We start from the raw sequence: 18,744 nt of genomic DNA, 5'->3' as shown, positions 1-18,744 counted from the left end.
AAAAAAATTATGATTCTTTCTGTTTCATATGAGAGTCAATGATACTGATACCAAGAATTATGCGATTTCCTCCCCTCATCTTTGTGATCTTCATATTGACGTATACCGGTGTTCCTGTATCGATCAGCCGGTATGTGGTCGTAAATACACCCTGGGCATCCAGATCATGTAGAACATTCTCTTTGGTGAATAATTTAAGGAATGGCTCCCTGTCCTCCTCATAGATTCGAGTCATTGTATCTCGTCTGGCAGATTCAAAAAATTCCTTACCATGACGTACTATTGTCATTTCCTCGCCGCCGACCTTCGAATAATACTCTGTGTAGTCGTTTGTATCCAGGTCGATCACATACAGATTATAATAGTCAGCCGCAAGTGCTCTGACTATATCCTCATAGGTGGTGCTTTCATTAGGTTCCGTTATGGAAAGAACACCAATAGCAACCGCCTCCACTCCTGTTACACTGTTCTCAGCGATTATCCTTACAAATGAGCGGGCTATTGAACCGTCTTTAACTTCTTCATCTACAAATGCTCGATTGCCATTGTTCCGGCACTGCTCAATAGCCTTCATAAATGAAGATCCGGGGCCTTCCTTCGGAACCGGATATTCTGTTTCCGGATTTGACAGGTCAAATCCGAAAGCACGTTTCATAAAAACTCTAAAGGACTGATTGGTGCGTACATACCTTACTTTTTCACCGCTTCTGTTAATTTCCATAATACCAATTGGAACTGTATCAAAGGTATTCTTTATGACACTTTCATCCAGGTTGGAAAGAAATGAAAGATCAAAGAGATTGACACTTCCCAATGTTTCATAGTATTCGGATTGATCAGAATCTTCGAACCCGTTTTGTATTTCTACAGTATACTTTTCTACTATCTGTTCAGGTGGAACCGGCTTCATAAAATAATATCCCTGAAGTTTAGAACATGCAATTTCCTGAAGAAAACGGACCTGACGCTCTGTTTCAACGCCTTCACAGATCGTATCAATCCCTAGAGATGTCGCCATCTTCATCATCTCTTTCAGTATTATTTTTCCTTCTTCTCCATCATCAAGCCTTCTCATAAAACCCATGTCAAACTTGATCAGGTCAAACTTAACACTTTGAAGAACTTCCAGTGACGAGTAGCCGCTTCCGAAATCATCCATCCAGACCTGGAATCCCTGTGAGCGGAAACGTTCGATCTGTCCTTTCATATAGTCGAAATCGCTGCCCACCATACTTTCTGTTATTTCGATATTGATAAACTTCCGGTCAATTTGGGCTTCATCCACAAGGGTACAGATCTCTTTAACAAGATCGCAAGCTTCAAAATCAGCACGGGAAAAATTTATAGAAACAGGAACATTATGATTATAGAGCTTCTTGTTTGATTTCAGATTTTCCAGAACCTGTCTCACCACACACATATCCAGTTTATGGATCAGACCGGTATCCTCAAGAACCGGAATAAATGCTGCGGGCGATAACATCCCCAGCACCGGGTCATCCCATCGTGCCAGTGCCTCAACACTGCAAACCTTGCCGTTGGTTGTTCGGACGATTGGCTGATAATACACTTTGATCCATTTTTCTTCGATGGCTTTATCAATATTGTCTATGATACTCTGGCGTTTTTTCTCCTCAGACATCATATCCAGGTCAAAAAACGCATAGTAGGATTCATTGTTCTTTTTTCGGACATTAGCTGCCATCCGGGCACGATCACAGGCAGTACTGATTTGTACTGATTCAATCCGGTTTGGATAAATACCGATGCGCACAGGAAGGTTTTTTCCATCGTTAACTTTTGCACACTCTGCTATCACTGCGTCAAGATGCTCTTTCAATCCCTCTTCCGGAGCAAATGCGGCAAAATGATCCTGGGCAAAACGGCCACAGCTTTCGCTGCTAAAATGCTTGGCAAGAATATCTGCCACAGCACAGATCAAACGATTTCCCTCTTCAAATCCATGCCAGCGGTTAAAATGCTTTAAGCCGGTCAGATCAAAAAATAGTATCGCGGAATCGATATTTTGTTCCTGCATCTTTTTACAGCCCGCTTCAGCCAGTTCATAGAAATAAACCGTATTTGGAAGTCTCGTCATATAATCATAATAGGCACCACGATACTGATTGTCTTCCTCAAGAAAACGTCTTAAAGTCTGATTGAGGACACTTTCATAAGTTCCCTGTTCATTTGAGAAATGTCCCTCGTTGGCATACCAGGTCAGACATAAGCGCACATCCGGTTTCGGATAGATGCTCTTTCCATATGCATGCAGGATGATATAGTCTGGATCTTTTAAAGTGCGGGTACGATATACAATGTCATACGGAATATCAAAAGCGGCAAAACGATAAGCAGCATCTGCAACCCTGGTCTTATCATCAGGATGGGTGGCGCGATACATATCATTATCCATGGCTGCATATGCGTCTTCTAAACATTTGAATCCAAATTCATCGCAGAATCCTTTTGAGAGCGCAACTGTCACCACCCGTTTATCAATATATTGATAAACCGCAAACGGGATGGTAAGACTTTCCAGTATTTCTTGTGTTCTTTTATCAAAATAAAATCTCGCTGGGAAATTCATGTTTAATCCTCCTGAGCCCAATCAATACGACATAATAATCTTCCATGTTGATTTACGTTCGGTTAAGATTTATGGCTATTTGTTTCCTTTACTTCCATTATACAACAGCAAACCGTTTGTTTGACATAACCACATAAAAACGACAGGTCCCTAATCATTTCGATTGATTAGAGACCTTTTCCCATATTGCAATGTTATTTGAACAAGATAGGGTTTTGTTCATTTTAAATAAAATCTACAAAACAGTAATATACACCTATACAATACTGTAATAGTTTTGTTTGTTTTTACAGTAAAATATGTCATAAGTGGTAGATAAATGGTTTATTTCAAATTTGCTAATCCAATACTCCCCTTATCGAATCATCGAAGCTTTCTGTGATTAGAGTGATCTGTTCTCCGTTAGATTGGTACCCCTCTATGATTTGGTGGTTATCTTGTTTCAGTTGCTCAGCTGAACAATTAGAATCATCAAGCCTTGTTTCGATATCAGAGCCATGTGATTTTATTTCTTCAAAATGCGAATCTGTATATTCATCTGACATAGCAAGGCAGATGAATCTTATCGACTGAAGATACTGCTCCCCAAAACTATTCCTCCAATCAAAAGGTATATAGCAGCCTTCAACAATAAGGTTCTGCTCATTCTCAATAGCAGTCTTTATTATCTCTCGAACGATTGGCCAAAGATAGTCTGTAAGTTCATCATCGTCTTCTGGGGTGAAATCAGTAATGCCGCTACGAATAAGTCCCATTTTCAAATGGTCAATTGAAAAATAAGGGTATTTGTATTTCTCAAGCATCCGTTGTGCCAGAATCGTTTTCCCGACATGGGATGCTCCCGTTATAATTATTACCATCTTTACCTCCGCAACTGGAATTTGTGCGATTAACTTCCGGTTTATTCTTCCATCAAGGATTATGTATTACATTTCTCTTTCCACTATTGGCAGTTCCTCTTACTTCTTCGTGGTAAAAGTAATCTACGATTGTTGGATGTCCTTTCTCTACTCTCTCATACGGAGTTTCATTATCAACAAACCTGCAATCATACTTTTTAGCCAGCTCTTCTGCTTTCTTTTCCAGCGCTTCAAAATAGCTGCGGTTCTTTTTATTATAGATTTCGTCATACAGCGGCACCAGATCCGGATGTTTATCGGAAATGTATTTCATGATATCTGCCTTAAAACCTCCGCGAAGATTCAGATTCTCAAGCCATACAAGGTCACACTGATCTTTTGTCCTGTCTATGATTGCTTCTATATCCGTAATCCCCGGGAAAACGGGTGAAATGAAGCAAATTGTACGAATGCCTGCCGCATATACCTCTTTCATTGCAGCAAGCCTTCTTTCTATGCTTACTGCCGCATCCATATCATCTTTAAACTCTTCATCAAGAGTATTGATTGACCATGATACTGTAAGTCTGCTATTTTCATTGATCTCTTTTAGCAGATCCAGATCTCTTAGTACAAGGTCTGACTTTGTGCAGATAAGTATGTCCGCACCACTGTCCTTTAGTTCTTCCAGAAGTCTTCTTGTATTTTTATATGTTTCCTCTAGCGGATTATAACCATCCGTAACTGTTCCAATGATCACCTTCTGGCCGGCATACTTCTTTGGATTCTTTATTTCAGGCCAGTCTTTCACATCCATGAAGGTTCCCCATTCCTCCGTATGACCTGTAAAGCGTTTCATAAAAGATGCGTAGCAGTATTTACAGGCATGGGGACACCCCACATAGGGATTCACCGAATATCCTCCAATAGGAGTATTCGATTTTGTCATTACACTTTTTGTTTCTATATGATTTACTCTGATTTCTGGTTGTTCCATATCATCTGTTCCTCCAGCACTTTGTTAAAAGCATCCGGCATTTCCTGTATCATTTCTTCTCCCATAATCGGAACAAGATCTTCTTTCCAGAATACAGGAATGTTCAGTTCATGAGCCTGTTCTGTCAATGAATAAGCCCACCCGGGATCTGTTTTAACAGTCCTGCTCTTTGCACCTGTCATGGTTCCCACCACAATCCAGTCAATGCCTGTAAGATCAACCTTACCCGGATCATCGAACAAAGGCTCAAAGGTAACATGATATTTTTTTGCCTTCACATTGCTCCGCAGTGCATCAATACGCCATAACTCAGACTTTCTCGTAACTGTAACGCCAAACCATGCATTATCAAGATCTGTTTCAAAAGACAGAAGATCCGGTCGTTTGGTAAGAAAAAGAAACTGGTGCTGAGGATTCTCTGCTATCTTTTTAAAGACTTCCTCTCTCCATTCCTCATGCCAGCCCGAGAGATCGCTCATGCCGGTCAGCAGAAAATTCTGCGGTTTTTTCTTTTCCATCATACGAAGCTTTCCTTGAAAAAACTGTGGCTTTTCAAAATCATCTATGATGTGATAACGCCTCGTATTGTTTCTGGCATAGCAGTACGGACATCCAACAGTGCACCCTATAACAAGATTCATGTTCTGAATCTGATCTTTAATACAAATACTCATTTGTCACTCCATTCCTCAAGGTTTACCCTGATGCGGTTAAGATACTCTTCAAACTGAAGAATCTCTTTATCCGTAAAATCACGATAATAAATATTCCCCATCTCATTGGATACGGAGTCATAAGCTTCTTTAAGTTCTTTGGCTTTATCTGTGAGGAACAGAAGAGTTTTTCTCTTATCAGCTTCATCAGTTTTGCGGCTTATCAGTCCGTTTTTTTCCATCCGCTCAAGCATGGTTGTAAGTGAAGTAATTGCAAGTCCGCTTTTCTCGGAAATAATTTTAATAGGAACACCATCTTCCTGCCATAAGACATAAAGAATCCTTCCCTGAGCTCCGTTAAATGCATCAATGTTTTTTTCTGCCAGTATCCTTTCAAATATACGATCACCCAGCTGTTTTATTTTTGTAACAAGAAATCCACCATTTGTCTTCATAATTTAATACTCCTATATCGTAGTTTTATACTACGATATAGGAGTATTTGTGTCAAGCACACATATCATAACTTCCAATTTTATTCACTACAGTATCTGCCTGACAAATAACTTGATTTCCTGCTCCAAGAGCCGAAATACATTTGCAACCAGGTAGCCATCAGCGATTGCATGATTCAGGCGAACTGTTACAGGCATAACCAGACTGCCGTTCTCTTTTCTATATTTCCACCAATTAATGATCGGAGCAAAAAACAAATGTCCATCCGGTAATTCAATATTCAATGAATCATAAGATAACCATGATATATACGATGCATCAAACCAATTTGGATGATTAGCCATATCCAAAACGTATTCTCTCGTCTTCTTTGCCTCTTCTATATCCCGCAAAGCATAGGCGTAAAACCTTTCATAGTCCTTACAGTATTCAGTATATACGGGAGTACATGTTTCCGTATCTTCATGAAAAACATACTGTGTAGGATTGATCACATCGTAGCAGATCAGTTCATCAGTCTGCCAAAGATATCCCATTCTGTAATCATCACGTGAATTCAAAACCTTTGAGAGTAAATATAGGAAATTGATATAAAACTTTGTCCCGTTATTCTTCGAATATGTGACAAGATCCGTGACATCTATTCTCGCTGTTATGGATGTCGAGCATTTACAATCTTCCGAAAAGTGGCGAAACACGCCCTTCCTATAGTATGTCTCTCTGTCAATTACCTTATAGTTCATTTTTGAAATCCTCAATAGAACGTGACAGGTCCCTAATCATTTCGATAGATCAGAGACCTGTTTCCCATATTGCAATGTTATTTGAACAAGATAGGGTTTTGTTCATTTTTTGAATTTTTCAAATTACATTATTAATTATCTATTCCGTTTTTCTCAGTGATTAATTTTTTACATTAAGCTAACTAATGTATAATATCAGTATTATGTTTTTGGAGGATTTTAAAAAATGAATTCTTTCCTTTTGTGGTTTGCACCTTTCCTTATTATTTTCATCTGCTCATTAAGTCTGTTTATTTTGGATGGAAATAAAGCCAAAGAAGAAGGAAGGAAACGAAAGACCTGGATAACCGTTTTATTTATTATCAGTTTTGGATTAATGATGACAGCAATCGTACTATCTGTTCTTCTACTGCTACTCACTATTGCAATAGTACAAAACATGTAACTATAGCTGAAACTTTTCCAATTAAATAATTCCAACATTGATTTCTCAAAAATCCGCAAATATGAGTGATAAAGCTTTTATAAAAATATTACTATGTATAGTTGCTGCCGGAGTCATTATTACAGCCCTTCACGCATACTATATTTATTATGCTTACGAGCATTCTTCAATTATATATTTCATTTCAAAGGAGCTTTGGCCATGAGAAAAACTGTTATCATCACAGCCGTCATCAGCTTCTTTGTTTTTGTTAATGTCTTTTTATATGTCACCCTCACCTCTCGTTTAGGGAATAACTACAGTGGTGTATCTCAGACAAAAATGGTTGATGTGGCAAGATATCTTCCTTTTGAAGAAACATCTAACCTTGCAAAAACAGGTTCCTCCATGCATTTTTCCAGCGAGGATGATCTCCCTGTTCTTGATGGTGCAGCTGCACTGGTTCCTGTGTACGCTTCAGTCATAGATTCAGTTTATCCTGAAGGATCTGTTACCTATGAAGGCGGCTCTTTTTCAGACGATAACAAGTACGGCGAGAATTTTGCAAAAGACAGTGTCATGCAATACCAAAACACTATCCGCGGATATGATGCTCTTTTAGAAGGGTCTGTTGATCTCTTTTTCACGGCACACCCATCTGAAAATCAGATGAAGACAGCGAAAGAAAAAGGAATAGAAATTGAACTTGTACCGGTTGGTCTGGAAGCATTTGTATTTTTTGTTAACAAGAATAATCCTGTAGAAAGTCTTACCACAGATGAGATAAGATCGATCTACAGGGGTAATATAACAAACTGGAAAGAAGTAGGTGGTCCTGACAGAAGCATCAATCCTCTTCTCAGAGTTAAAAACTCCGGAAGCCAGACCATGATGGAGAAATTCATGGAAAATGATATGATCAAGCGTCGCAGTATATTTGCCGTTTTCGGTGCCTCCATCGGTTATTCATTCCGGTATTATCTTTCAGGAATGGTAGCAAATGATAATGTCAGGATGCTTGCCGTAAATGGCGTTTATCCAAATGCACAGAACATAAGAAACGGTCTTTATCCTCTTACTTCAAGTTTTTATGTTGTCTTCAAAAAAGATAACCCTAATCCTAATGTCAGAAAACTGGTAGACTGGCTTCTGTCTCCGGAAGGACAAAGACTTATAGAAGCATGTGGTTATAGTCCCATAACCTCGCCATAAACCATGACTGCATTTCTGACACAGTCATCACAGGGACATAACGGCCTTCCGTCTGTTACAGCTTTAAGGTCCTTGCATCTCAAGGCTCCGCACCTGTTTTGGAACTCTTCCTGTATCTTCCTTGTTGCCATTACAGCGCCTTTACCTTCTGTTTTAAGTCCTGCTATCATGGCTGCACCGATCATGGCACCGCATGTAGCTTCCATATTTCCCATCCCTGCAGCAAATCCGGAGGATAACTGCATTAGCTGCACTTCCGTAAGTGTAGTCTGGTCAGACAGTACCCTTGTCACTGCCTGCGCACAGTTACATACTCCTGAGTTCTTTAATTCTGCAGCCAGTTCTGCTCTCTCGTTTAATGTCATTTTATTAAACCCTTTCCTTTGATTTTATCTTACATATGCCCTGAGTCATAGTTCCCATAGGGCAGAAGGAACACCAGGTTCTCTCTTTGTACAGGACCATCACTATAAGTCCTATCAGGGTAGATGTAAGCATCAGACTATAAAATCCAAACCCGAACTGAGCTACCCAGTCAGGAAAAATGCTTCCGTTATAAGCCCATTGCCACGGAACTCTGAATGTCCAGAATAGTTTTATTGCTTTTCTTAGCGTCCCCGCTCCGGAAAACACCAGATATGTCTGGAAAACCATAGTTCCGAACATAGTGAGGAAGAATATCAAAAAACCATACCTGAACCATTTGGAAGACATCCATTTAGGTGCAGGCTTTCCTCTTGAACATTTGAGATTTCTTCCCAATACCCAGAAGAGCTGGCCCCTTCCACACATATGGTTGCAGAACCATTTATTGCCGCCAACAGCTGCAAAGATCAGCGGCAAAATAAAATCTATCATTCCAAGCCATGCGAAAAGAATGTTGAAAAATCCAAGTGCAAAATAGATAATTGACCAGATCCAAAGGTATTCATACCAATGCTTTTTCTTATTTACTGCCATTTTCTACCTCCGAAACTTTTATTGATCCTGCAGGACACGCCTTTTCACATAAACCACAGCCTACGCATTTACCAATATCCACAAGCGCATAACAGCCTTTATGAATGGAAATGGCCTCTCTAGGGCACTGCAGGGCGCAGACCCCACAGGCAACGCATCTGTCTATATCATTAACAGCCTTTCTCATTTTCAATATCCTCTTTCTGTATTGTTATCTTACACTATTTCCTTTATCTTTCTGACAAGAATATCCTTTGGAACTGCCCCTAATTCTTCATCGACAGTTTTCCCAAATATCTTAACGTGACTACTTGTATTTCTCAGCTGATAACCATATTATATTTAGTATAGTTTTTATATCAAGTACGCAGTTTTCATTAACCTGGTAAGGAAAAGTATACCATGAGAAAAAAAGAGAACCATGAACCATTATGCGAAGATATCGCAGGACAGAATTGTGGGTTAAAAAGAATCATTGATAAGATTGGCGGAAAGTGGAAGATCATGATCCTCTGTGTCATAGATAAGAATGATATCGTGCGTTATGGGGATTTACGTCGTTCAATACATGGAATCACTAACACAATGCTCGCTAACTCTTTGAAAGAGCTGGAGGCAGACGGACTTGTCGAACGAAAACAATACGATGAAATGCCTGTCAGGGTCGAGTACAATCTCACCGAGAAGACAAAGAGCCTCATCCCCATCCTTCTTGACCTCAAAAAATGGGGTGAGGACAATCTGTAGATATGTAGTTTAAGATTCTGATCAACTTATGAAAATGATCACATAATAAAAGACTCTATCGCTTGATCCGATAGGGTCTTTTATTTACGTAGGTTTAATTTATAAGGAGAGATGCTTCTAAATCCTCAAATAAAACATCTGAGTATTCATTATCTGATTCTCCCTTCAATTTAACCCAAAATATGTCCGTCACAGCTGATCGTTACAACCTGCCAGGGTATAAATTTGCCACTTGCCCTGAGAGCATTCTCTGTAGCCCTCTGTAATCCGCCGCAGCAAGGCACCTCCATCCTCACGATAGTTACGCTCTTTATATCATTATCACGGATGATAGCCGTCAGTTTTTCAGTGTAATCCACATCATCAAGCTTAGGACAGCCTATGATGGTGATCTTGCCTTTCATGAATTCTTCATGCATATTGGCGTAGGCATAGGCAGTACAATCAGCCGCGATCAGCAGCTTTGCACCTTCAAAGAATGGTGCCTGTGTCGGTAACAGCTTGATCTGACACGGCCATTGGTTAAGACGTGACACAGGACCGGATTCAGACTTGATGATTTCAGGTTCAGTTGGTTTCTCTTCCCTCTTGAACTGCATCATACGGGACCCGGGACAGCCACCGGCAGGATGCTGCCCACCGGCTGCCAAATGAGCCATCATTTCGGACTTACGTTTTGTCTCATCATCAATCTTCATAATATCTTTTACTGACATATCATCACTATCTTCTGTCAATACAGCATTCTGCTGTGCTGCTTTTACCGCAGCCTCATCATAAGCTGGTGCTTCACGATCTTCGAAAGTGATCGCTCCGGTAGGGCATCCCGGCAGGCAGTCACCAAAACCGTCGCAAAAATTCTCTCTGACCAGTTTTGCCTTCCCATTTACGATATCTATGGCACCTTCATGACAGGCACTGGCACATATTCCGCATCCATTGCACTTTTCTTCATCTATCTTTATGATTTTTCGGATCATTTTATATACTCCTCTCTCGTTCTCTTGATTCCGTAAAATGATTCTAGTATGATATATCAAACTATTCGGTTGTATTTACAACAGAAAGAGGATTTAATGAAAGAATTTATTCTTGTGTTACAGAGGACAAAGTTATTTGCCGGTATAGGCGATGACGAGATTTCTGCCATGCTCTCCTGTCTAGGTGCAAGACTACACAGATTCAAAAAAGGTGAATATGTTCTCAGGCAGGGTGAACGTCTAAATGACATTCTGGTCCTTGTTGAAGGAACTCTCCACATCCAAAGAGATGATTACTGGGGAAACCGAAGTATTCTGGGACATATCGGTGTCGGAGAAATATTTGGTGAGGCATATGCTGCTCCTGAAAGCGGGACACTCATGAATGATGTAGTTGCATTGGAGGACAGTGCAGTTTTCTTATTTGATGTGAAACGGATTATCACCACCTGCTCATCCGCATGTCGTTTTCACACAATGGTCGTTCAGAATCTGTTCTTTGCCATCTCTGAAAAGAACAGAAGTCTTGTTCAAAAGCTTGGCTTCATATCAAAGCGTACAACACGTGATAAACTGATATCTTATCTGTCTGAAGAATCTAAGAAAGCAAACAGCTCCTACTTCACGATCCCTTTTAACCGGCAACAGCTGGCCGATTATCTGTCTGTCGACAGGAGTGCAATGTCGAACGAACTTTGCAAGATGCGTGACGAGGGTCTTTTGGAATTTGAAAAAAATCGATTTAAACTTTTATAAAATAACGCAGGGGCTGTTGCATTAAAAGCCCCTGCGTTTTAATTAGTCTTTTTAATCACTTGTGAGTCAGTGTAGCGCTTATCTGATCATTACGAAATAACCATATTTAAAATAATTCGCATAACCAGATTGGTTGAATTTACAATGATTTCTGATTCTGGAAAGTCAAAAGAAAAGTCTTTTAATTCGCTATTTCTGTACATTCCTCTTTGGTATAATTATCTAAAATATGATAAGGGAGAAGCAGCGCATGAACTTGAACCACATCCATCACATAGCCGTGATTTGTTCCGACAAAGATATCGCATTGGATTTTTATCACAATAAGCTTGGTTTTAAGATTATCAGGGAAAACTATAGACCGGAACGTGATGATTGGAAGATTGATCTTGAACTCGGAGACTGCGAGCTTGAGCTATTTATAATGAAGGATCATCCACTCCGTTCTTCACCGGAATCTTACGGATTAAGGCATCTTGCTTTCCGTGTAGATTGCGTGGATGATACAGTTGCAGAATTGGAAGCTATGGGGATCACTTGCGAACCTATACGACTGGATTCTTTCACAGGAAAGAAAATGACTTTTTTTCACGATCCAGACGGACTTCCTTTAGAAATACATGAGTAACTGTCAGACTGAAAATATGTGGAGGTGAAACTTTGCAAGAATTAGTATTACACAGAGTATACAAGCACTTTAAGGGCGATTATTATCTTGTAGAAGATATTGCCCGAGATTCAGAAACTCAACAAGAAATGGTTGTATACCGCAAACTCTATGATGATGGTTCTCTTTGGGTAAGGTCCAAGGAGATGTTTTTATCCGAAGTGGATCATGAAAAGTATCCAGAGGTAAACCAAAAATACAGATTTGAGCTTCAAAATATACCCGGTAAAATGCACTGAGTGTCTGTTTCTCTGCGCTAATTACAAGGTTCAATAAATATAAAATGAAAGATAAAAAGCTTATACATACGGTTATAGATCGATCTGAAAGCATGGTTCAAAAAATACTCCTATTTCCGTACAGACAGGAAATAGGAGTATTTCTTAATATTGGATAATTATGGATTATTATTTTTTCTGATAGGGTTGTATCCTTTGCTCTTAATATGAAAGACCCGGATTGAAGAATCCAAGTACAACACCTACGAATGCTACAACTACAAGGAGAAGCATTACCTTGATAGGGCTGAAACGCTTCCTTGCCATAAGCCACCAGCAGAAGATAACTACTATTGCGGTGAGGATGCCCGGGAACACTCCGTCAAGCTTCTCCTGAAGAACCATGTAAGCTTCGCCGCTTGCATTAACAAGATGAAAACTGGTCTTGACACTTACCCATGTGGCACTTACCGCACCAATAACGATACCGCCGAGTGTTGTTACTGCCTCACGGATAGCCATACCGATATCTCCTACCAGGTACTCAACGGCTTTTGTTCCCATATGATAACCCTTGTTATAGATGTACTTCATTCCGAAGTAAGCAAAAAGGTTCCAGACAATCATGTAGAAAATAGCCCCCATCGGTGAGCCGCCGCCTGACATACCCATGGCGATGCCGAGAAGGATAGGTATCACAGTACCTACTACAAGTGAATCACCGATACCGGCGATAGGTCCCATGAGACCTGCACGAAGACCATTGATAGTCTCGGAATCTACTTCTTTGTTTCCGTTAGCTCTTGCCTCCTCAAGTCCGGCAGTAACACCGACTATGATAGCGCCGAGCTGAGGCTCTGTATTGAAGAAAGCCCGATAGGTTTCCATAGCCTCTGCCTTCTTGTCCTCATCATCATAAAGCTCATCTACTATAGGAAGCATGGAGCAGAGATAACCAAAGGTCTGCATGTGCTCCTGAGAGAAACAGGTCAGGTTTCCGTAGTACCAGTTATGAAAAGCTTTTGATAATGTTTTTTTCGATATTTTCTTCTCAGCCATTTTAAATGTCCTCCTCGTCATCGTCCCAATTGTTGTTTGCTGCGCCTGCCGCTGCAGGAGCTGCCTTTTTAAGCTGAAGCATCTTAAGGTTGTAGATAACAATTGCAAACATTGCTGCAACAACTGTTGCACTTACAAGATTAAGGCCCATAGAAGCTGCCAGTGTAAATCCGAAAAGATAAGGTACGAAATCAAGTACAGATCTTACTATCTGCTTTAAAAGTATTGCGATTCCGACACAAGGAAGGAGTGCACCAACTGTGAAAAGTGTCTTCATGGGAATTCCGTCCATCGGAAGAGATGTCTTGATGAGGTTTACAACAGGCTCACCGAGAAGACACATAACTACTGTAGGGATAAGCGAAAATGTGATGTGTGAGATCCATGGAAGAACCATGTCTACAAGGTAAAGCTTATGATACTCTCTGTTATCTACCCACTTCCAGCCCATGTGCTGCCAGATAAGGTTCATAGTAGCTGTTCCGTAAAAAAGAACTGTTCCGATAGTACCCACCATGGTTCCGAATGATGTTGCAAGAGCGATACCTTCAGCTGAATCTGCAGCAAGTCCGTAACTCTTTAATGCAAGCATTGCAAGAGGTATACCGATATAGGATACTGCACGAACATCAGCAGAAACGGTTCCGCCCGGAGTTACAAGTGCGATATAAACAACCTGCATCGCACATCCTACGAGAATACCTGTCGGGATATCTCCCAAAACGATACCGCAGATAAGTCCGCCAACCAGAGGACGTCCCAGTGTGTAGTTACCGATAGATGTACCGCCAAGTCCCGGCATACTTGAAAGAGATGCAAACAAACCGAGAATTATAGCCTGAATAACACTTATGTTCATGATTAATCTCCTTAGTTTATCAATTAGTTAAAGCCAAACTGACCTCTGAATTTGTTCCAGTTACCGATAGATGTTTCTTTCAGAAGTGCGAACTCTACTTCATAGCCTTTGTTCCTGATATCCTCAAGAGCCTGTGCCTCTTCCTGAGTGATTGACTGATTGTTTCCAAGCTTTACAGCTCCGGGTCTATCGTTGCAAGGTCCAACGATGACAGTCTTGACATCACCTGGTACAAATCCGGAATCTACAAGTATCTTCTTCATATCGATCGGATTCTTGGTGATAACGAAGTAACGTGTATCTGACTCGATTACCTTCCTGCTCTTTGCGATAAACTCATCTACACCCCATACAAAGGTCTTCTTGTCTGAAGCACTCTTGTAAGCAGCCTTTAAAACAGAGTTTGCTGCTGCCGCATCATTAACTGCGATAAGTCCGTCACAAGGGTACTCAAGTGACCATCTTGTCACTGTCTGTCCGTGGATCATTCTGTCGTCGATTCGTAAAAATGTTACTGCCATATCTTCCTCCTATTAATTAAAGTTCTTCTTCCTCATCCTCTGCTTCGATCCTGAATTCATGCAATTGATCTCTTGCACCATCCAAAGCATCGGTCAGAACTTCATCAGTCTCTGCATCGTCTTTGCCTATCACCGTTGTGATAACAAGTGGGAGATTCATACCTCCAAACATCCTTGTTCTTCCGAGAAGTCCAAGCTCAGAGATAACATTGGCTGCATTGGTAAGTGGTGATCCACCTATCAGATCGCCAAAAAGGATGATCTCATCATCTTCTTTAACTACCTTGAGCATCTCTTTTACATTCTCACAAAACTCATCTGCACCCATGCCGTCCTTAAGGCTTGTTGCCAGCAGATCTTCTCTGTCTTCTCCGGCAAGCATGCAGGCTGCGGTTCTCAGTCCCGGAGCAAATTCACCGTGACTGACCAGCACAACATATTTCATACATATACCTCCCCTCTGAGAACTCAGCTCATTTACACATTCCTCTATAAACGTAGTTTTTATCGTTTATCGGAATCACTCTCTGTTTGATTACACTGATACTATAACGATTTCAGAACATTAAATCAGGTAACAAGCGTCACTGAATCGATCAGAAAATTGTACTTCGAAAGATATGACATTTGTCATTTTTATCCCACTAAAAAAGCTCTCTGCAACAGGTGCAGAGAACTTCTACTTTATAAAATGACAGATGTATATGATTTTCTAACTCAACTTCTTAATGTAATTGTTTATCCTTCGATTCCAGATGATCTGTTCCATCCGGATATTGGATTTATCTTCCAGTATGGAGTCAACCGCAGTGGTCACCTCCGTCGCAATCTCTTCGTAATCCGGAAACCGGTTTTCATTTTCTGCTCTTTCCATGACATAAGTAATGACATCCCTATTCAGAACAACACCATAATGATCAAAAACATACTCAGCAAGCTCAGGATCCTCCGTAACCGATTTAAGGGGTGACAATCCCTCGGAATAATCATATATCTCTTTCTGAACCGCTTCTTCAGAAGTAAGAGTCTTCATAAACTGCCAGGCCTCTTTTTTGTAGTGGGAATCTGATGACATGGCAACCGTGAGCGTATCCAGTCTCGAGACATTATCACCATTCATCCCTGCAGGCATAGAAGTATAGCCCCACTCAAAATCAGAATAGTTCTGATAGCTTAAGTCATTCTGAACACTAGCTCTGTAGGTTGCAAATGACATCGGCTCGAAGGCAACCACTCCTTTATAGAAATCACTTGCGGAAGTGACTTTGCCTTTCGGAAGCTTGGTTAACCGTTCAAGAAAAAGCAGCGATTCATAGATATCGTCACCGGTAAAGTCACAAGCAGTTCCCTTGTCATTGAAAAGTTTTACCTTATTTGCCGCAAATGCATCCTGCCATCCATAGTCTATGACTCCGTACTGTCCTCCGGCATTCGTATCCGAAATCCCAGTCATCTCACACGCCTCGTAAAACTCATCCCAGGTCCAGTTCTCATCCGGAACAGGTATACTGTTATCCCGAAGCAGTGTTTTGTTCATGATCATAAGCACAGGCGAGCATTCAAATGGAAGGGCATACTGTATATTCCTGTATCGTCCGCCCTTAAGAGTTTTTTCATAGAATAAGTCCAAAGAAAACCCTATGTCATGCTTTATGAACCCATCAAGATTCTGCATCACGCCAATATCCGCAAAACTCTGGAAAATATCGGATGGAACCAGAAAGACATCCGGCATCCTGCCCTCTGCCTTTTTTTCCGAGAGCCACTCCTGATATTGTCCCAGGGTGATTCCGCTCACATACTGTACTTTGACTCCCGGATTTTCCTTTTCAAATAAATCGATGGCATCATCCAGTATCTTATAGGAATTTCCATTCTGCAGACTCCAGTAACTTCCCGCAAAGGCTCCAACAGTTAAAACTTTTTCCTCACCGGTGGTTACCGGCAGAAATCCGTGTACTGTGAGGATAGCTAAAAGAACCAAAACCCCACTAAGCAGTAATCTGTATCTTCTCTTCACCATGATCCTCACAAATTATCTATATTTTTATTGACAGTTCCGGTCTGAACCGCCCATATGGCAAGCTGTGTTCTGTCTCTTAGATTCAACTTGCTGAGTACAGTACTGAGAGTATTCCTTACCGTTCCCTCAGAGAGATCGAGCTTTGCTGCAATTTCCTTATTGGACAGACCTCTTCCCACAAGTACAACTATTTTCCATTCATTATCACGCAGATCCTTCACCAGCTCATCATCGACTTCGCTGGCAATGTTGGATTTCGCCATCTTTGAAAAGAGATTTACAACTTTGGAAGTCACTGCTTCATTGATTATGGCTGTACCGTTATACACCTTCCTAATGGCATCCGATAGTTCCGTAACAGAGATACCCTTCAGAAGATAACCGCTGGCTCCGTACTTAAGTGCATCGAATACATATTTATCATCATCAAATGTTGTAAGTATGATGATCTTAATGTCAGGATACTGTTCCTTGATGATCTGCGTACATACTACTCCGTCCATACCCGGCATTCTGATATCCATAAGAATGATGTCCGGTTTTTCATTTCTGACCGAACGTATAACCTCTCTTCCATCACTGACAGCATCCGTAACCTGAAAATCCGGTGTATTTTTAAGTATGATTATGAGACTCTGTCTCAGTAACTCCTGATCATCAGCAATCAAAATCTTAATCATATCTGCTTAATCCTCTTTTTCTTCAACACTATTGCCCCATCTTATCGGGATCGAAGCCTCGATAGTAAATCCATGTGAACCATCATACTTAAGGCTTCCGTTCAAGAGACTCAGCCTTTCCTGCATATGATGGAGGCCGAACCCCTTATACACTTTGCCGCAACCTATTCCGTTATCCTTTATTTTTATATTGAGAAAACCATCTTCCCGACCGATGTCAATGTCTATCACGTCAGCCTTGCCGTGACGGATCGCATTTGTCACACTTTCCTGTACTATCCTGTAAATAGCATCCTCCTCATACTGGCTGAAATCGAGAAGTGGTGTGGTACAGTTGTAATTTATCGTTATACCTGTAGATCTCATGGTCTCATCTATTATCTTAAGAAGTGCATCCTCCAGCTTTAGCCTCTCAAGCGCATCAGGTCTTAATGCCTTCACCGATTGTCTGACATCTGTGATTCCCTGTCTCGCAACTTCTTCTATGGCCTTAAGCTGATCCTTTGTAGCATCCGGTGCGATATCCATAAGCATTATACAGGCTTCTATACCTGTTACTATTCCCGTCAGGGCATGTCCCAGAGTATCATGTATTTCCTGTGCAAAACGGTTTCTTTCCCGTGTTTCGGCAGCACTCACCAGTTCTTCGGTATACTCCTCCAACTGTTTGTTTGCTTCAGCAAGCTTTTCGTTGGCGATAGATAACTCTCTGTAAAGCGCCGCGATCCTTTCTTTCTCACTCATCTGTTCCAGGATGAGGAACACCATATATAAGATGAAGATGAATACATCTATGAGAAACATGATATTGACAGCACCGGAGAAAACCGCTGCAACATCTGACCGATAGTAGTTCCATATCTGACTTACGGAAACAGGACTGATATATCTGGAAAGAACATTTCCGTTGAGAACCAGATCAACACAGGAAAGCAAAACGATATACACGATCTTTTTACCCCAGTCAATTCTGTTTCTGACGATATCTGCCAGGATCAAAAGTACCATTACCGTATAGGAAAGCCCCGTGTAGTAAAAAATACCTGCCCCAATCATTATCTCCAGCCATAGCTTCACTATAAGTTCGATATGATTGGTACACTCTATAGACAGCAGGAATAGCAGACTTATGTAAAGAATCCCCGCAACAACAGGTATTTTCCAGTAAACTATGGTTGCGTGACACTTTGTGATAAGATGGAATGCATTTCCCTCCAGGATAAACCCGTGCATTGCATGAGCTGTTACCAGAGTGAAGAACATTATCACAAGGCAGTTAAACAGCTGCATCAAATAAAAAAGCTGTGCCGTAACCCCCGTGATCTCATATTGATTTTTATTTGTTGATTTTTCTTCCATC

Annotated in this window: 22 protein-coding genes; 5 read left to right on the top strand and 17 right to left on the bottom strand. The window is 40.8% G+C overall.

Annotated elements, in window-relative coordinates; translation table 11 throughout:
* Window positions 1–7 precede the first annotated feature (7 nt).
* The 6 genes from BLV86_RS03805 to BLV86_RS03780 all read right to left on the bottom strand — a co-directional run bounded on the left by BLV86_RS03805 (window position 8) and on the right by BLV86_RS03780 (window position 6,278).
* Window positions 8–2,590, bottom strand: a complete 2,583-nt coding sequence (locus BLV86_RS03805; protein WP_090815180.1) for a putative bifunctional diguanylate cyclase/phosphodiesterase — start codon at window positions 2,588–2,590, stop codon at window positions 8–10.
* A gap of 338 nt (window positions 2,591–2,928) precedes the next feature.
* Window positions 2,929–3,450: a P-loop nucleotide/nucleoside kinase family protein gene (locus tag BLV86_RS03800; protein WP_090815179.1), complete on the bottom strand. Its 522-nt coding sequence runs from the start codon at window positions 3,448–3,450 to the stop codon at window positions 2,929–2,931.
* Window positions 3,451–3,502: 52 nt separating this feature from the next.
* Window positions 3,503–4,426, bottom strand: a complete 924-nt coding sequence (locus tag BLV86_RS03795) for a radical SAM mobile pair protein B (protein WP_090815178.1) — start codon at window positions 4,424–4,426, stop codon at window positions 3,503–3,505.
* The gene (locus tag BLV86_RS03790; RefSeq protein WP_090815177.1) at window positions 4,402–5,100 is read right to left on the bottom strand and encodes a radical SAM mobile pair protein A; all 699 of its coding nucleotides are present in this window, start codon (window positions 5,098–5,100) and stop codon (window positions 4,402–4,404) included. The genes BLV86_RS03795 and BLV86_RS03790 overlap by 25 nt, the downstream gene beginning before the upstream one ends.
* Window positions 5,097–5,534 (bottom strand): radical SAM mobile pair system MarR family transcriptional regulator, encoded by a 438-nt coding sequence (locus tag BLV86_RS03785; RefSeq protein ID WP_013282512.1) that lies wholly within the window; start codon window positions 5,532–5,534, stop codon window positions 5,097–5,099. The genes BLV86_RS03790 and BLV86_RS03785 overlap by 4 nt, the downstream gene beginning before the upstream one ends.
* Window positions 5,535–5,621: 87 nt before the next feature.
* On the bottom strand, window positions 5,622–6,278 hold the full coding sequence (locus tag BLV86_RS03780; RefSeq protein ID WP_090815176.1) for a CatA-like O-acetyltransferase, family 3: 657 nt from the start codon (window positions 6,276–6,278) through the stop codon (window positions 5,622–5,624).
* Between the two features lie 646 nt (window positions 6,279–6,924).
* Here BLV86_RS03780 and BLV86_RS03770 point away from each other — a divergent pair.
* On the top strand, window positions 6,925–7,914 hold the full coding sequence (locus tag BLV86_RS03770; RefSeq protein ID WP_175456433.1) for a PstS family phosphate ABC transporter substrate-binding protein: 990 nt from the start codon (window positions 6,925–6,927) through the stop codon (window positions 7,912–7,914).
* Here the strand turns inward: BLV86_RS03770 and BLV86_RS03765 are convergent.
* The 3 genes from BLV86_RS03765 to BLV86_RS03755 are packed head-to-tail and all read right to left on the bottom strand — an operon-like array spanning window position 7,890 to window position 9,061.
* The gene (locus BLV86_RS03765; RefSeq protein WP_031554883.1) at window positions 7,890–8,279 is read right to left on the bottom strand and encodes a C-GCAxxG-C-C family protein; all 390 of its coding nucleotides are present in this window, start codon (window positions 8,277–8,279) and stop codon (window positions 7,890–7,892) included. The genes BLV86_RS03770 and BLV86_RS03765 overlap by 25 nt on opposite strands.
* A 4-nt stretch (window positions 8,280–8,283) precedes the next feature.
* Window positions 8,284–8,874: a 4Fe-4S binding protein gene (locus tag BLV86_RS03760; RefSeq protein ID WP_090815173.1), complete on the bottom strand. Its 591-nt coding sequence runs from the start codon at window positions 8,872–8,874 to the stop codon at window positions 8,284–8,286.
* Window positions 8,861–9,061: a 4Fe-4S binding protein gene (locus BLV86_RS03755; protein WP_031554887.1), complete on the bottom strand. Its 201-nt coding sequence runs from the start codon at window positions 9,059–9,061 to the stop codon at window positions 8,861–8,863. The genes BLV86_RS03760 and BLV86_RS03755 overlap by 14 nt, the downstream gene beginning before the upstream one ends.
* A 215-nt stretch (window positions 9,062–9,276) precedes the next feature.
* Here BLV86_RS03755 and BLV86_RS03750 point away from each other — a divergent pair, with 215 nt between their 5' ends.
* The gene (locus BLV86_RS03750; RefSeq protein ID WP_044917232.1) at window positions 9,277–9,621 is read left to right on the top strand and encodes a winged helix-turn-helix transcriptional regulator; all 345 of its coding nucleotides are present in this window, start codon (window positions 9,277–9,279) and stop codon (window positions 9,619–9,621) included.
* Between the two features lie 170 nt (window positions 9,622–9,791).
* Here the strand turns inward: BLV86_RS03750 and BLV86_RS03745 are convergent, their stop codons facing one another.
* Entirely contained in the window at window positions 9,792–10,601 is an 810-nt protein-coding gene (locus tag BLV86_RS03745; protein ID WP_090815172.1) for an ATP-binding protein, read from the bottom strand.
* 96 nt (window positions 10,602–10,697) lie between these two features.
* On the opposite strand from BLV86_RS03745, the gene BLV86_RS03740 reads away from it, so the two are divergent.
* The 3 genes from BLV86_RS03740 to BLV86_RS03730 all read left to right on the top strand — a co-directional run bounded on the left by BLV86_RS03740 (window position 10,698) and on the right by BLV86_RS03730 (window position 12,263).
* Window positions 10,698–11,357: a Crp/Fnr family transcriptional regulator gene (locus tag BLV86_RS03740; RefSeq protein ID WP_031554893.1), complete on the top strand. Its 660-nt coding sequence runs from the start codon at window positions 10,698–10,700 to the stop codon at window positions 11,355–11,357.
* A 250-nt stretch (window positions 11,358–11,607) separates the two neighbouring features.
* A complete protein-coding gene (gene gloA2, locus BLV86_RS03735; RefSeq protein WP_031550515.1) occupies window positions 11,608–11,985 on the top strand; it encodes an SMU1112c/YaeR family gloxylase I-like metalloprotein in 378 nt (125 codons plus the stop codon).
* A 32-nt stretch (window positions 11,986–12,017) separates the two neighbouring features.
* On the top strand, window positions 12,018–12,263 hold the full coding sequence (locus BLV86_RS03730) for a DUF1653 domain-containing protein (RefSeq protein ID WP_031554897.1): 246 nt from the start codon (window positions 12,018–12,020) through the stop codon (window positions 12,261–12,263).
* 201 nt (window positions 12,264–12,464) lie between these two features.
* Here BLV86_RS03730 and BLV86_RS03725 read toward each other — a convergent pair whose 3' ends face one another.
* The 7 genes from BLV86_RS03725 to BLV86_RS03695 all read right to left on the bottom strand — a co-directional run bounded on the left by BLV86_RS03725 (window position 12,465) and on the right by BLV86_RS03695 (window position 18,743).
* Window positions 12,465–13,301, bottom strand: coding sequence for a PTS system mannose/fructose/sorbose family transporter subunit IID (locus tag BLV86_RS03725; protein WP_031554899.1), 837 nt, complete (start codon window positions 13,299–13,301; stop codon window positions 12,465–12,467).
* A gap of 1 nt (window position 13,302) precedes the next feature.
* Window positions 13,303–14,160: a PTS mannose/fructose/sorbose/N-acetylgalactosamine transporter subunit IIC gene (locus BLV86_RS03720; protein ID WP_031554901.1), complete on the bottom strand. Its 858-nt coding sequence runs from the start codon at window positions 14,158–14,160 to the stop codon at window positions 13,303–13,305.
* 23 nt (window positions 14,161–14,183) lie between these two features.
* A complete protein-coding gene (locus BLV86_RS03715) occupies window positions 14,184–14,681 on the bottom strand; it encodes a PTS sugar transporter subunit IIB (RefSeq protein ID WP_031554903.1) in 498 nt (165 codons plus the stop codon).
* Window positions 14,682–14,697: 16 nt separating this feature from the next.
* Window positions 14,698–15,126: a PTS sugar transporter subunit IIA gene (locus tag BLV86_RS03710; protein ID WP_031554904.1), complete on the bottom strand. Its 429-nt coding sequence runs from the start codon at window positions 15,124–15,126 to the stop codon at window positions 14,698–14,700.
* Window positions 15,127–15,393: 267 nt separating this feature from the next.
* Window positions 15,394–16,704, bottom strand: a complete 1,311-nt coding sequence (locus tag BLV86_RS03705; RefSeq protein ID WP_090815171.1) for an extracellular solute-binding protein — start codon at window positions 16,702–16,704, stop codon at window positions 15,394–15,396.
* A gap of 5 nt (window positions 16,705–16,709) precedes the next feature.
* Window positions 16,710–17,384 carry a response regulator transcription factor gene (locus BLV86_RS03700; protein ID WP_031554908.1) on the bottom strand — a complete coding sequence of 225 codons (675 nt, stop codon included), beginning with the start codon at window positions 17,382–17,384 and terminating at the stop codon, window positions 16,710–16,712.
* Between the two features lie 6 nt (window positions 17,385–17,390).
* Window positions 17,391–18,743, bottom strand: a complete 1,353-nt coding sequence (locus BLV86_RS03695; RefSeq protein WP_090815170.1) for a sensor histidine kinase — start codon at window positions 18,741–18,743, stop codon at window positions 17,391–17,393.
* Window position 18,744 lies beyond the last annotated feature (1 nt).

The organism is Oribacterium sp. KHPX15 (assembly GCF_900107835.1).
Lineage (GTDB): Bacteria > Bacillota > Clostridia > Lachnospirales > Lachnospiraceae > Oribacterium.
The sequence above is the reverse complement of the archived record's forward strand: the minus strand, read 5'-3'. Positions and strand labels throughout refer to the sequence as shown.

Coding starts and splice junctions, on each gene's coding strand:
- BLV86_RS03715 (WP_031554903.1), bottom strand. CDS start 14,681: ATGGCAGTAACATTTTTACGAATCGACGACAGAATGATCCACGGACAG.
- BLV86_RS03720 (WP_031554901.1), bottom strand. CDS start 14,160: ATGAACATAAGTGTTATTCAGGCTATAATTCTCGGTTTGTTTGCATCT.
- BLV86_RS03800 (WP_090815179.1), bottom strand. CDS start 3,450: ATGGTAATAATTATAACGGGAGCATCCCATGTCGGGAAAACGATTCTG.
- BLV86_RS03710 (WP_031554904.1), bottom strand. CDS start 15,126: ATGAAATATGTTGTGCTGGTCAGTCACGGTGAATTTGCTCCGGGACTG.
- BLV86_RS03780 (WP_090815176.1), bottom strand. CDS start 6,278: ATGAACTATAAGGTAATTGACAGAGAGACATACTATAGGAAGGGCGTG.
- BLV86_RS03695 (WP_090815170.1), bottom strand. CDS start 18,743: ATGGAAGAAAAATCAACAAATAAAAATCAATATGAGATCACGGGGGTT.
- BLV86_RS03700 (WP_031554908.1), bottom strand. CDS start 17,384: ATGATTAAGATTTTGATTGCTGATGATCAGGAGTTACTGAGACAGAGT.
- BLV86_RS03790 (WP_090815177.1), bottom strand. CDS start 5,100: ATGAGTATTTGTATTAAAGATCAGATTCAGAACATGAATCTTGTTATA.
- BLV86_RS03755 (WP_031554887.1), bottom strand. CDS start 9,061: ATGAGAAAGGCTGTTAATGATATAGACAGATGCGTTGCCTGTGGGGTC.
- BLV86_RS03725 (WP_031554899.1), bottom strand. CDS start 13,301: ATGGCTGAGAAGAAAATATCGAAAAAAACATTATCAAAAGCTTTTCAT.
- BLV86_RS03750 (WP_044917232.1), top strand. CDS start 9,277: ATGAGAAAAAAAGAGAACCATGAACCATTATGCGAAGATATCGCAGGA.
- BLV86_RS03705 (WP_090815171.1), bottom strand. CDS start 16,704: ATGGTGAAGAGAAGATACAGATTACTGCTTAGTGGGGTTTTGGTTCTT.
- gloA2 (WP_031550515.1), top strand. CDS start 11,608: ATGAACTTGAACCACATCCATCACATAGCCGTGATTTGTTCCGACAAA.
- BLV86_RS03785 (WP_013282512.1), bottom strand. CDS start 5,534: ATGAAGACAAATGGTGGATTTCTTGTTACAAAAATAAAACAGCTGGGT.
- BLV86_RS03805 (WP_090815180.1), bottom strand. CDS start 2,590: ATGAATTTCCCAGCGAGATTTTATTTTGATAAAAGAACACAAGAAATA.
- BLV86_RS03740 (WP_031554893.1), top strand. CDS start 10,698: ATGAAAGAATTTATTCTTGTGTTACAGAGGACAAAGTTATTTGCCGGT.
- BLV86_RS03795 (WP_090815178.1), bottom strand. CDS start 4,426: ATGGAACAACCAGAAATCAGAGTAAATCATATAGAAACAAAAAGTGTA.
- BLV86_RS03745 (WP_090815172.1), bottom strand. CDS start 10,601: ATGATCCGAAAAATCATAAAGATAGATGAAGAAAAGTGCAATGGATGC.
- BLV86_RS03765 (WP_031554883.1), bottom strand. CDS start 8,279: ATGACATTAAACGAGAGAGCAGAACTGGCTGCAGAATTAAAGAACTCA.
- BLV86_RS03760 (WP_090815173.1), bottom strand. CDS start 8,874: ATGGCAGTAAATAAGAAAAAGCATTGGTATGAATACCTTTGGATCTGG.
- BLV86_RS03770 (WP_175456433.1), top strand. CDS start 6,925: ATGAGAAAAACTGTTATCATCACAGCCGTCATCAGCTTCTTTGTTTTT.